General features: G+C 56.9%; 14 protein-coding genes. 3 read left to right on the forward strand and 11 right to left on the reverse strand.

Features of this window, described 5'->3' with window-relative positions; translation table 11 throughout:
* Positions 1-2 precede the first annotated feature (2 nt).
* The 8 genes from GYM47_RS09985 to GYM47_RS10020 all read right to left on the reverse strand — a co-directional run bounded on the left by GYM47_RS09985 (position 3) and on the right by GYM47_RS10020 (position 5,947).
* The gene (locus tag GYM47_RS09985) at positions 3-392 is read right to left on the reverse strand and encodes a hypothetical protein (RefSeq protein ID WP_153843704.1); all 390 of its coding nucleotides are present in this window, start codon (positions 390-392) and stop codon (positions 3-5) included.
* Positions 393-517: 125 nt separating this feature from the next.
* The gene (locus GYM47_RS09990; RefSeq protein ID WP_139527329.1) at positions 518-757 is read right to left on the reverse strand and encodes a hypothetical protein; all 240 of its coding nucleotides are present in this window, start codon (positions 755-757) and stop codon (positions 518-520) included.
* Positions 758-821: 64 nt separating this feature from the next.
* Entirely contained in the window at positions 822-2,126 is a 1,305-nt protein-coding gene (locus GYM47_RS09995) for a S8 family serine peptidase (RefSeq protein ID WP_153843703.1), read from the reverse strand.
* A 114-nt stretch (positions 2,127-2,240) separates the two neighbouring features.
* On the reverse strand, positions 2,241-3,029 hold the full coding sequence (gene map, locus GYM47_RS10000; RefSeq protein ID WP_153843702.1) for a type I methionyl aminopeptidase: 789 nt from the start codon (positions 3,027-3,029) through the stop codon (positions 2,241-2,243).
* Positions 3,022-3,228, reverse strand: a complete 207-nt coding sequence (locus GYM47_RS10005) for a ParD-like family protein (RefSeq protein WP_139527326.1) — start codon at positions 3,226-3,228, stop codon at positions 3,022-3,024. The genes map and GYM47_RS10005 overlap by 8 nt, the downstream gene beginning before the upstream one ends.
* 222 nt (positions 3,229-3,450) lie before the next feature.
* Positions 3,451-3,861: a DUF2784 domain-containing protein gene (locus GYM47_RS10010; protein ID WP_139527325.1), complete on the reverse strand. Its 411-nt coding sequence runs from the start codon at positions 3,859-3,861 to the stop codon at positions 3,451-3,453.
* A gap of 18 nt (positions 3,862-3,879) precedes the next feature.
* Positions 3,880-4,986 carry a GGDEF domain-containing protein gene (locus GYM47_RS10015; protein WP_231125639.1) on the reverse strand — a complete coding sequence of 369 codons (1,107 nt, stop codon included), beginning with the start codon at positions 4,984-4,986 and terminating at the stop codon, positions 3,880-3,882.
* A 163-nt stretch (positions 4,987-5,149) separates the two neighbouring features.
* Positions 5,150-5,947, reverse strand: a complete 798-nt coding sequence (locus GYM47_RS10020; RefSeq protein WP_139527323.1) for a M48 family metallopeptidase — start codon at positions 5,945-5,947, stop codon at positions 5,150-5,152.
* A 208-nt stretch (positions 5,948-6,155) separates the two neighbouring features.
* On the opposite strand from GYM47_RS10020, the gene GYM47_RS10025 reads away from it, so the two are divergent.
* On the forward strand, positions 6,156-6,683 hold the full coding sequence (locus GYM47_RS10025; protein WP_231125638.1) for an invasion associated locus B family protein: 528 nt from the start codon (positions 6,156-6,158) through the stop codon (positions 6,681-6,683).
* Positions 6,684-6,760: 77 nt separating this feature from the next.
* Here the strand turns inward: GYM47_RS10025 and GYM47_RS10030 are convergent, their stop codons facing one another.
* Positions 6,761-7,555: a 2OG-Fe dioxygenase family protein gene (locus tag GYM47_RS10030; RefSeq protein WP_139527322.1), complete on the reverse strand. Its 795-nt coding sequence runs from the start codon at positions 7,553-7,555 to the stop codon at positions 6,761-6,763.
* Between the two features lie 266 nt (positions 7,556-7,821).
* Between GYM47_RS10030 and GYM47_RS10035 the strand changes: the two genes are divergently transcribed.
* A complete protein-coding gene (locus tag GYM47_RS10035; RefSeq protein ID WP_153843700.1) occupies positions 7,822-9,687 on the forward strand; it encodes a putative bifunctional diguanylate cyclase/phosphodiesterase in 1,866 nt (621 codons plus the stop codon).
* Positions 9,688-9,951: 264 nt separating this feature from the next.
* Positions 9,952-10,872 carry a ketopantoate reductase family protein gene (locus GYM47_RS10040; protein WP_153843699.1) on the forward strand — a complete coding sequence of 307 codons (921 nt, stop codon included), beginning with the start codon at positions 9,952-9,954 and terminating at the stop codon, positions 10,870-10,872.
* Between the two features lie 123 nt (positions 10,873-10,995).
* Here the strand turns inward: GYM47_RS10040 and GYM47_RS10045 are convergent, their stop codons facing one another.
* A complete protein-coding gene (locus GYM47_RS10045) occupies positions 10,996-11,622 on the reverse strand; it encodes a glutathione S-transferase family protein (RefSeq protein WP_153843698.1) in 627 nt (208 codons plus the stop codon).
* A 119-nt stretch (positions 11,623-11,741) separates the two neighbouring features.
* Complete coding sequence (gene mmsB / locus GYM47_RS10050; protein WP_153843697.1) at positions 11,742-12,638, reverse strand: 3-hydroxyisobutyrate dehydrogenase; 897 nt, start codon at positions 12,636-12,638, stop codon at positions 11,742-11,744.
* Position 12,639 lies beyond the last annotated feature (1 nt).

A 12,639-nucleotide genomic window follows, 5' to 3' on the forward strand; every position in this document is an offset into this window, starting at 1 on the left:
TGCTACAAAAACCACCAAACTACCAGAAGCAGCGCGTAAACGATCAGCGATATGAGTGTGACAAGGCCAAATAAGCATACTTTTCTGTCTTTGAACACAGCGCCATTTTCGCCCTCTAACGCTTTCGCTCGATCAGCAAATTGTTTGTATTGCCAGCTTGCTGATAACTCGAAGATTGCGAAGAGTACGATGATGATAATGCCGATCATTCGAGTATGAAACGCGCGCTCGATTGCTTGCATGTTGCATTCATCTAGCAGTGAGTAATGTGCCGTTAGAAGCCCAATAGTAAAGGCGGCACAAACTCCCATCATCACAAACCGAATGGCACCTAAGTGACGGAGCTGATTCATGAGCTCAGTGAATTGCACATCGATGGAAATGGGAGGCATGACGTAGCCCTTCACTACTTGGCGAAATGAACGTCGTCCAATGCTGACGTCGCCTCAGTACAGAAGCTACTTTAGTGCATGACCATAGGAATTTCGGTTAGTTAACAGGATGATAATAGTGGTCGTCACCACGTCTCATCTGCCCCCGGTGGGCCAAGATCCATGGGTACATCGGGAGCAACATCTAACACCCCTTGCACCTGTTTAAGCCGCTGCGCGGTGGCATCGTCGGCAGCACCGGTAATGCAGCCGATCTCCTCTAGCACCTCACGGACCGTGAGCCCTTCGGCGCTGAGGCGGGTGGCGATGTCTTGAATCGGTTGATCGCTGGAGATCGTGATTAGCCATAGCGTGACCGTTGCCATTGAGTGTCTCTCCACAAGTCGTGCGCTGGGCGCTGGAGCTTAGACACCCAGCGCATAGTGAGAGTTAAGGGGCCTGCACCAGTCCAACGCCTACCTGAGCGTCAGGCAGAGGCAACGCTTTAGCAGAAGCCACTAACTGCTCCCAGAGTTTGCGGCCACGCAGCGAGGCATCCGACTGTGCCCAGAGCGCCGCGCAGCCCGCCACGTGGGGCGCGGCCATGCTGGTGCCGCTGATCGATTTATGCCGCGTGGGCCGTGGCCACGATGAAAAAACATCGCGGCCAGGGGCCGCAATCTCAATTTTTCCGTAGTTGGAAAAATTAGAGGGCGATAAGCTGGGGTCTAGAGACGCCACCGACATCACCGTGGGCGAATTGGCCGGTGCCCCCGTTTGCGTCGCGGCATTCCCCGCGGCGGCAATCACCAGGCAGCCGTTACGCAGCGCCGCGGCCCCGGCATGAGTGTAGGCCGCCTGTACCGGGCTTTGGCTGCCCAACGACATCGAAATCACTTCACACCGATTGGCAATCGCCCAGTTCAAACCGGCCAGCACGCCGGCTCCGGTACTGCTGCCGGCATTAGTGAGGACTTTTCCCACCTGAATCTGCGCGTCGTAAGCGATGCCGTAGCGCGGCGTCGTACCGGCAGGAGCCTGAGGGCCGCAGGCGGTGCCGATACAGTGGGTACCGTGCCCGTTCATGTCCTGGACGGCCTCTCCAACGAACGAGCGGGTAACGAACTCCCTGCCTGCAAAATCGGGGTGGCCCAGATCCATGCCGGTATCCAATACAGCGACTTTGATGCCCGCTCCGCTCCAGCAGCTTTGCGGCACCTTGCATCGGCTTAACCCCCAGGTCGGCCGCAGCGCTGTTTCTAGTTCGGACGGGGCCTCTTCGCTATCCAGTTCTACGCCCAAATCCTGTGCGATAGTAGTGGCAGCACGTAAGAAGCCACGGAGATACTCCGAGTGTTCCGAGAACGCAAAATACTCCGGCTCGATGATCTCGATGGGGCTATCTGCCGCAAGCGCATCCAGCACGCCCATGCCATGATGCTCGATGGCATCACCGCCGATCAGCGCCACGCCGATCTCAGGAAACACCATTGCCTCGGCATCTCCGGCTTCCTCGAGGCTCACCGCTTGATCGTTGAAGTCACGGGCATCCGCGACGCGTAGGTGATGGGCTTTCAATGCCTGGATGCCCTCTTCCACTTGGCCATCGCGATAGCTGATGAGAAAGCGCCCGGTCTCCAGGCAGCTCCCTCCGCGCTCCAGGGCGTCCAGCAGCAGCTTCTCAGGGCCACAAGCAACCGTGGCGCGTGGCTGCTGTGTGGGCATATTGCCCTTATCCGTTGGTTTTTTCGCCATCGTCGACATCCTTTTCTTTGAGCATTAGCGCAGTACGACAAGCACATGTTAGCACCTGCCGTTTCAGCTTAACGCACATGGGACGCATCGCCAGAAGAGGATGATGACGCCGCGCTAATCGCTGAGGACGGGTAGGTGTTCGTCATCGCGCAGCGTCAGCACTTCACCCCCCGTCGCCGTCACAGCCACGGTGTGCTCCCACTGCGCCGAGAGCTTTTTGTCGCTGGTGACAACGGTCCAGCCATCGCGCTTGGTTTTGATTTTGGCTTTGCCCATATTGATCATGGGCTCAATGGTGAACACCATTCCCTCTTGCAGCGTAAGGCCTTTGCCCCGCTTACCATAGTGCAGCACTTGAGGCTCTTCGTGCATCTCACGACCAATGCCGTGGCCGCAGTATTCACGTACAACCGAATAGCCGTGGCGTTCAGCGTGATACTGAATGGCGTACCCCACGTCGCCCAATGTGGCACCGGGCTTGACCGCATGGATACCCTGCCACATGGCTTCATAGGTTTTATCCACCAAACGCTTGGCGTTGGGCGTCACGTCCCCTACCAAATACGTTTTGCTGGAATCGGCGATAAAGCCGTTTTTTTCCAGGGTGATATCCACATTAACGATATCCCCCGATGTCAATATCTGGGTGTCGGATGGGATACCATGACATACCACGTGATTCACCGAGGCATTCAATACGAAGGGATAATCGTACTGGCCCTTGCTCGCCGGCCGGGCGTGCAGTTCATCGACAATGTAACGCTCGGCCCAGCGGTCGATAGCCATCGTCGAGATCCCCGGCACGATGCGCGTGTCGAGATAGTGAAATACCTGCGCCAGCAGCTTTCCAGCCTCACGCATCAAGGCAAGCTCTGCTGGACTTTTCAGCGCAACCCTACTCACCCATCACCTTCCTGACATCCACGTCGGCTTGCTTCATTTGTTCATGAATAATGTCAGTGAAAGACATACTGGGGTTTGCCTCAGCCAGCATGCCTATTTTGATCCAATACTCCGCCTGTGCGTTGATTGAACGCACCATCACCGTGCTCGCTTTGCGCAATTCTTCATGCAACTGATCGTCAATCTTCACGATACCCATCACGCCACCTAATATATGAAATGAATACACAATATATACGTATCATATATTTTCAAAATAGGCGCAGCAAGTGACGGCTGCCATCAACAAAATGGCCTGCCGAGGGCCAACGGTGTCAGGGGTGGCGCTATTGGGATGGGAGGTTACATCTGTCTCTCGAAATCGGCACGGCATTGCTGGCTAACCGCCGGTTATTCAAATGTATATCACCATGTAGAGTGTTTAACCGCGTGGTTTACCTCGCCGCCTCGGTGGGACGACCCACCAACTGGCCAGCACTAATCCACCAAACAGCGTGTAGACCACCGCAAACACCCATTCTGGCGCGGAGAAATAAAGCAAACGATGCAACCAGTGCTGAATAAACGATCCTGCATAGGTAGCAACGCCCGCCTCGGCGCGTAGCGCCATTTCCAGGGTAGTTAACGGGCATACCACTCCTAACCATGCCTGCGCCACTACATAACCAATGGCGCTCAAATGGAGTAACCGAAACGGACGATGATGGACCCACGCCCAGCGGCATCCTCGCCCAACGTAAATAGCCACCACGCCAACCACCACGAAAGCGACGAACAGCACGTGGAGAATCAGCACGAGATCGGCAAGTAGTAGCCATTGGCTGGGCAACATCACATCAAAGCCGGTTGGTTAACGGGGACTGAGACCTTCGCGGCCTACCACCACGCGGTCTCTACCAGCGCGTTTGCCTTCATAGAGTAATTCATCAGCGCGTTTGATCAACGCCTCCAATCCACTCGCTTCTGCATCTTTGGTGGCTACGCCGATGGTGACGCTCGGTGTCAGTTCGCTCACGCCATCTTTAAAGACCAATGCCGCCACTCGCTGCTTCAAGCGTTCGGCGATGTGCTCCGCCTCGGCAGCACTTGTGCTCGGCAGAGCCACCACGAACTCTTCCCCACCAAAGCGTCCGATCACATCCGATGGGCGCAGCGCGTTGGCGCAGACCTCGGCAATACGGACCAGCACCCCATCGCCATAGCTGTGCCCCCAGGTGTCGTTGATGTGTTTGAAGTGATCCACATCGATCATCAATAGGCTGAACGGCGTACGATCGGCTTGGCAGCTCTGCAGCAGCTGTTTAGCCACGTTCATAAAGTGGCCCCGGTTATTGAGTTTCGTCAACGCATCCCGCTCAGCCAGCACCCTCAACTGCTCTTCTAACGACTTCCGATGGGCGATTTCTTGATGAAGCTGGCTATTTTGATCGCGCTCTTCATGCAATAGCGCATACTGCTTGCGCTGCAAGATTTCCAGGCGCAGCAAGGCAAAAAACCCCACCACCATGCCCATGATCAGCAGTAACGAGATCAACAGTGTCGGCACGGGTGCCACATCAGCAAACAGCACCGCCGCCACTAAAAAGCCAATATTTAGATAGAGGCTTGCCGCCGTCACGATCATCAAGCGATTGGGAATCAGCAGATAGAACGCCATCGTGGCTACCACTACGGCCGTGATTTGCGTGGATAGGCTCTCAGGACGCAACGGCACGATCAAAATGATACCCGTGGCGAATACCCACAACGGTATGGCATGTAGCCAACGACGGTCATCACACTTGCTACCCTGCCGCACCAAATACACCACCAACAGGCATAGACTGACCACCACAACGCGCAGGGCCAACAGCGTATAAAACGCACGGGTAAGACCCAACAAGTAGTAATCCGCGATGGCAAACATGCCAAACACACCAGCCGCCACGCTCACGGCAAGACGGAACTCGCTTCGCACGCGTTCTTGGATAGACCAACGATACCTCTGCTCACGCCTAGCATCGCAAAATTGGCCGGTTAGCCCATGCACCACATCCTGCTTTTTTTGTAACGGCACAGCGCCACACTCCCCACGTTATTCCGCCATTTTTCAATTCGATAATACAAGGTGGCTGCTCTGCTCAACACTGCGCTGGAGCAACCGTGCGGTAAGTCGCATCGGCCTCTTCCAGCGCCCCTCGCAGTGCCCGTATGCGCGATTCATGGGCAGGGTGGGTGGACAGGAATTCCGGCGGCTGCCCCCCACCCGCAGCCGCCATGTTCTGCCATAACGCCACGCTCTGCTGAGGGTCGAACCCGGCATGAGCCATGATCTCAAGGCCCATCAAGTCGGCCTCCTCTTCGTGAGTACGACTAAACGGCAGGCTAATGCCCAGTTGAGCGCCCACGCCCAACGCCTGCATCAGTTGCTGGTTACCAAACTCGCCCTCTCCCAACAGCCCTACCACTACGAGCACGGCCTTGATGCCCAGCTCTTGGGTCAAGCGTTCGTTGCCGTGGTCGGCCAGTACGTGAGCCACTTCATGCCCCATGACGGCAGCGAGCTGTGCAGGGGTTTGCGCCACTCGCAGCAAGCCGCTATGCACACCGATCCGCCCGCCCGGCAGCGCAAACGCATTGGGGGAAGGGTCTTCAAATACCACCACCTCCCAGCGTTCAGGGAAATCGAGCCCAGGGTAGCTCGCCTCGGCACCGGCCACCACGTAACGCGCCACGCACTGGACGAGTTGGTTCGCTTGCGCATCACGGCTGATGGGTTGTGTGTTGCGTAACTGATCGAAAGCATCGGCGCCCATATCCGCCATTAACGGGCCGGGTACCAGAGCCAGCTGGGAGCGCCCGGTGGGCGTTTCTCCACAGCCCGCCAGCAAAGCCAATAGAGCGAGGAAGAAAACGGGTCTGACACATCGAAGACACATGCGTAAAGGTCGCCTAAATCGAGAAACATGACGCAGAGTATACGTCGCTTCGCTGGCAAAGCAGCTTACTAAAGGTTAGCAACTAGCGTCGAAGAGAGGCGTCCCCACTCGACCCTGGCGCCTATCGTCACTACGCTGGATATCGAGGGAGCAAGCAGGCATGGTGGTAGCCTCATCCACCATCCATAAACCTATAGGAGATTAGGCAATGCCACACCGGTTTACTCAAACCTTATGCACGATGGGACTGTTATCGATCTTGGCGTTTTCATCCAGCGCCTTCGGCCAACAGCCGGGATCAGCACCTGGAAGTAATGTCACGACCGAGTCGTTTCAAGATTGGGAAGTACGCTGCCAAGATAGCCAAGGCCCGGCTCGCTGCGCGATGGTACAAATGGTCACACAGCCCGGCGGCGACCAACCATTGATGCAGGTCGTGCTCGAACACCCCCCGCAAATCGACGGACCCGTCATGAGCTTCTTCGTGCCACTGGGGGTTCGCTTGGCAGCGGGCTTGCAGTTAGTGGTGGATAATGGAGAGCCTATCCAGTTCCCCTATCAGGTTTGTCAGGAACAAGGCTGCCGCGCTGACGCCCCCATCGAGCCCGCTATGCTGCAACAGCTGCGCAATGGAACGACAGCCACCCTCAGCATGATAGGTCCCCGCGGCGACCGTATAGATTTGGATATTTCATTGATGGGCTTCACCAGTGCCAGTAACCGCGTCGCTCCCTGAAAACAGTGACTCGACGCAAAACGCCCCCGGAACCCCGGGGGCGCTGTGATTACTCGTTGTTCAAGTTACCGCGAGTGTCAGCGACGCTCATTGAGGACCGCTTTTGGGAAATGACGACGCAATATCCGGTTTTGGAAATCATCCACGAATCGGCTATTGATAATGATGATAAAACGCTCGAAAGGGGCCTCACTATCGAGCTGTTCGATCCCATCGACACTGTGAAACAGCCGATCGTCGCGCAGATGAAGAATATCACCAGGGTTCAGCGTGATATCGACCAATGACTGCGTGCCCGCCTTGTCGGCAAAGAGGTGGTTTTCGGCGCCCGCGACGTTTTCCCGATTGAGAACCAGAATGCTAAGCGCCTTGCAGCCATCGGCATGAATCCCCTGCCCCTGAAGAGGGTCGACGGCACCTTCCCCGCGAACCCCAGTGATCTGCATCAGAATGGGTTCGTGCGCACCGATGCCCCAAAGCGTTGCCCAGGCGAGAACGAAAGCCTTGACATCGGGGCGTGCTAAAAACGCTTGCGTCAGCGGATCATAATACCGCAAGCGATCCGCCATGCTTTCCGCATCGTTGAAAGCACCTCCCTGTGCCATCGGGCACTGGCCCATATCCTCTACCTCTCCCTGATCATTCAGAGCGAGCCATGACATCCGCTTCCAGCGAAGATTGACATAAGGATCGCGGGGCAGGTCCGCCACGAAACCCTGCCAGGCAGCCAGATCGATTCGCTCGCGAAGATCGGTCTTCGCCCAATCCTGATGCCGCAGCGCCTCGATCACTTCGGGACGCCAATACTCGGCAATGGGATGGGCAGACATAGAGGGAAGTTCGACACCGTGTGTGAGAGTATCGAGTTTCATGTGAGTATTCTCCTGTTCTTTGGGCGGAATTGCCCGGTGCGGCCGGTATCAACACCCCGGCCAACAGAAGAAAAATGAAAAGAGTTGCAAGGATATGTCAAAGAAATGTAGGTAAAAAGAGTGATTTTGTTGCCAAAAGGATCAGACCGTCGGCGTTATATCGGAGTAATTCATCTCCTACCAATAGGTGTAGGATAAATACAACAAAATGCCTTATGGTTACCCTTATGATGGCCATTGAAAGTGTTTTTCTTTAAGTGGATCCCATGACTGCCCGCGATTTTCGACATCACAGAGATCTGGAACGTCCGAAGAAGCACCCCAAGGCGTTTCCCAATGAGCGGTGTCAGGTGTCCAAGCCGCCGCCAGCGGAGGACGTCGATCTACATGATGCAGGCAGAGAAGAGATCGAGTTAGTACGCCGCCAATACTTAGAAAGTGAACAACGATTTCGCACCCTGCTGGAAAGCCTTCCGAAAGTGGCCGTTCAAGGGTACGACCGCGATCGACGCGTCATTTACTGGAACGAAGGCAGCACCCGCCTCTATGGCTATACACCTGAAGAAGCCTTGGGAGAATTACTGGAAGACCTGATCATTCCAGGCCCTATGCGTGAGGGAGTGATTCAGGCGCATAGCGCCTGGATCGAAGAAGGCGTCGCCATACCCGCCGGAGAGCTCGAACTCATGCACAAAACCGGCGAACGGATATCGGTCTATTCACAGCACCTGATGCTCAATGAGCATACCGATGCCCCCTTGCTGTTTTGCGTGGATGTCGATCTTTCTGACCAGAAACGTGCCCACCGGGACCTGGAGTTTGCCACCCGCTTCGACAGGCTCACCCATCTCCCTAACCGGCAGACCTTCGAGATGGACCTGGACAACCTGCTGGAATCCTGTCGCCGTGTGGGCAACAGTCTTGCCACCCTTTATTTAGATATCGATCACTTCGTCGAGATCAATGATGCCCTTGGTTATGACCAGGGCGATCGCCTGCTCGTCGAGCTGACTCGACGCCTGCGGGAGTGCCAGCGCGTCACTGACCTGGTGTCTCGCGTCTCTAGCGACGAGTTCGTGCTAGCCTTTCCCTGCGGCCATTTAGCCACCAATGTCGAACGCGTGGTTCGTCGTATTCAGAATGTCTTTCGGAAACCGTTCGTCTTGGATGGTCGGGAGCGTCAGGTCACGGCCTGCCTGGGCGTGGCGCTCTTTCCTGACAATGGTGAATCGTCACGGGAATTGATACGAAATGCCGATGTGGCCAAGAACCGGGCCAAACTCGAGGGCCGGGGTACCGTACGTTTCTTCCAGCAGAAGCTGCATGATGAGCTGGTTCGCCAGCACTATCTTTCGTCGCGACTCGAAGAGGCCTTGGATAATGGCGAACTCTCCCTGCACTTCCAGCCGCAAGTCTCCGCGGTCAGCGGAGGAATAGAGAACCTCGAAGCGTTGCTGCGCTGGGAGCCCCCCGAGGGCCCGACGATCTCGCCTGCCGAGTTCATCCCGCTGGCCGAGCGCTCCGGTTTGATCCATCGTCTCGGCGATTGGGTCATCGAAGAAGCCTGTCACCAGCAGGTAGCGTGGCGTGCCAAGGGGTTTCATCGGCACCGGATCGACATCAATATCTCGGGTCGGCAACTGACACGTCCCGGCGCCCTCAAACGTTTCGAGGACACGCTACAGCGCCATGGCTTGGCCCCGCAGGATATCGGCATCGAATTGACCGAGAACATCCTCATCGAAGCCGACGAGACCGTCCTCGAAGACCTTTGGCGTCTTTATCATCGCGGTATACGCATTGCGATCGATGATTTCGGGATTGGTTACTCCTCCCTAAGCTACCTCAAGCACTTCCCCGCCACGGCCCTGAAGATCGACCGCTCCTTCATTCAGGATGCGCCTACCCAACCAAAAGACCGAGCCATTCTGGAAGGCGCCATCCTCATCGGTCATCGATTGGGATTAGAGGTAGTGGCCGAAGGCGTCGAGAATGCCGAACAGCTCTCCCTGCTGCGCGACCTACATTGCGATCTCATCCAAGGATTCTTCTTCTTCCGCCCGATGCCTGCCCAGGAAATCGAACGGCTGTTGAGCGGTTTTGTGGGTGGTCCTGGGGGGTTATCGGGCTGAGGGTTGTTGTGGTTTGGCTTACCGCTCCATTTGTTGCTCTATTTTTGTGGATTGTGCGCGATTTCCACTGATGACCGGGATTGTTCTCCACCATTTGCTCATCGTCTTGATTAGACCTCTTCAAATACACTACCGAACGAATTGGCATATCTTTTGAATCGACGTCAATTGAAACTAGTCACACACCGTTCTTTTCACTCTTAGCCTCTTCATACCGAAAAAGGTAAGCTTTGCAACACGTTCGCTGCTGAAGATGCTTCCTCCATGACCACCCACTGGATTCTTGGCCCTGGGGCCATTGGCCGTTTGTTAGCGCACTCCCTAGCCCCGCTCGTTGATGTGGCGGTAATTGGCCGCCTTGCATTGCCATCGCGGCAGGTGCTGACCACGCCGGAAGGCGACGTGCGTGTTCAGCATTTAACCTCACTTACCGCTGAACAGTTGGTGGCGGATACGCCTGCACCACCTGCGTTCGTGCACATCACCACCAAAGCCATGGCCGCCGAGGCGGCGCTGTCGAGTATCGCGAGCGCGCTGCCCCCTTCTACTCCACTGGTACTGTGGCAGAACGGTTTTTATGCGCAGCCGCGTATTACCCAAACGTGGCCAGGGCCGGTGCTGTGCGCTACCACCACTCAGGGGGCGTACTTAACCGGAGATGATGGCGTAGTACACGCCGGGCGCGGGCCAACGTTTGTGGGGGATTTAGATAACCAGCACGCCGGGTTAGCGGCATCCTTAGCGGTGCTGCTGAGTGAGGCTGGGCTTACTGCTTCAGAGGTGAACGATATTCGCAGCCGTCTGTGGCAGAAGTTAGCGGTGAATGCGGCGATTAACCCGTTAGTGGCGCTGCATGGCGTGCGTAATGGGGAGCTTCGTGGAGATGCCTATTCAGGCCGCGTAGTGGCCGTGGTGAGGGAAGTCGCGGCGATTTTAGCGAAGGAAGGGGTTGTGCCGCCGAACGGTGGCGAGGGTGAAGCCGCCTGGTTGGAACTGGTGTGGCAGGTGGTGGAGAACACCGCGAACAATAAAGCCTCGATGTTGCAGGATGTTGAGGCCAAACGGCTGACCGAGCGGGGGGCGATTTTAGGGCCGTTGATTGAGCGCGCTGAGCGGCATGGGTTGAGGTGTGAGGTATTGAAGGGGTTGGATAGGGAGTTGGCGCAAGTGGAAGTCGGCTTTTAAGACAACAGCCCAGGGGCAGTGTTGCTGCCCTTCGCGGGTGCCTCGCGGTGCTCGTTACGCCGCGCTACAGGGTGGTTGACCCTCTTCGGCGGCGACGATACCTTCCGAGTTTAAAATGAGTTTTTAAGTGACTGGAATCATCACGATCTTGCGGTAGGCGGGCCGTTCGGCGAGTCGTTCTGTCCAGCGCTGGAGGTGCGGGCGGGGTTGCCAGGAGAGGCCGCTGTTGAGCAGGTTATAAGTGAACGGGGCGATGGCGATATCGGCGAGGCCGAAGGCGTCGCCGGAGAACCAAGGCTGCTGGCTCAACGCGGTGTCTAGCTGGGCGAGGAGTTTTTCACAGGTAGCAATGGCAGGGTTTAGCCGTTCGCTATCGCGCTGTTCCGGCGGGGTGCGAACGTACCCCATCAAAATGGTGCGGTGGGCGGGGGTGAGCAGACTGGTGGACCAATCCATCCACTTTTCCATCTGCGCCCGCTTGGCGGGCTCTTCGATCCATAGATGATTAGGAGCGTACTGCGCTGCCAAGTAGCGCAGAATGGTATTGGACTCCCACAGCACGCTTTGCGTCGCGTCGTCTTTGAGTAGCGGCACCAGGCCATTGGGGTTCATGGCGAGGTACTCCGGCGTGTCGTTCACGCCGTGGTGCAGGCCCGCCACGATCTGCTCGTGGGGCAGCGCTAGCTCTTCCAGTACCCAGAGTACTTTTTTGACGTTGGTGGAGTTGTTGCGGCCCCAAAGCGTAATCATGGCAGTCCTTATGCTAGATAGATTGAAGTGGCGGGCCAGGGGGGCGTTGCCGCCCTTCGCGGGTGCCTGGCGCTGCTCGTTATCCCGCGCTACGCCATCGCCTCACGGTTTACCACTCACTACTCACTCTTATCTTGATACAACTTGAGCAGGCTGGAGAAGTCGAGTTTGCCGTTGCCTCCTGCCTTGTGCAGGGTGAACAGCGAGCGAGCGGCGGAGCCCATGGGCACCGGGGAAGCGCTCTGCTGGCTGACATCCATGGCAAGGCCCAGGTCTTTGATCATCAGGTCGACCTGGAAACCGCCTTGGTAGCCTTTCGAGGCGGGTGCGTTTTCCATTACCCCTGGATAAGGATTGTAGACGTTTAGTGCCCAGTTGCCGCCGGAGCTTTGCTTCATGATTTCCGAAAGCACGGCGGGGTCGAGGCCATTTTTGACGCCCATGTTGATCGCTTCGCAGGTACCTGCCATCAGAATCGACAGCAGCATGTTGTTGCACACTTTGGCGACCTGCCCCGCGCCGTGGTTGCCCGCGTGGAAGATGTTTTTACCCATGGCTTGCAGCACCGGCTGCGCCTGGGCGAACTGCTCTTCCGAGCCACCGACGATAAACGTCAGCGTGCCCGCTTGGGCACCGCCTACCCCACCGGAGACCGGCGCATCCATAAAACCAATGCCCTTTTCTGCTCCGGCGGCGGCGACTTGGCGGGCGGTGTCGGCGTCAATGGTAGAGCAATCGATCACCAAGGCACTGGGTTTGATGACGTCGAACAGCGGCGCGTCGCCGTCTACGTAAAGCCCCCGCACGTGCTTGCCTGCGGGTAGCATGGAGATGATGAAATCGGCGTCGGTAGCGGCCTCTGTGGCGGTGGCGGCAACGTCGCAGCCTTGCGATTGGGCGGTCTCCAGCGCCTGAGCGGAGAGATCGAAGGCCCGCACGGTAAAGCCTGCTTTCGCCAGATTGGCGGCCATGGGGCCGCCCATATTGCCTAATCCAATAAACGCAACGGTAGTCATC

The organism is Vreelandella piezotolerans, from assembly GCF_012427705.1.
Lineage (GTDB): Bacteria > Pseudomonadota > Gammaproteobacteria > Pseudomonadales > Halomonadaceae > Vreelandella > Vreelandella piezotolerans.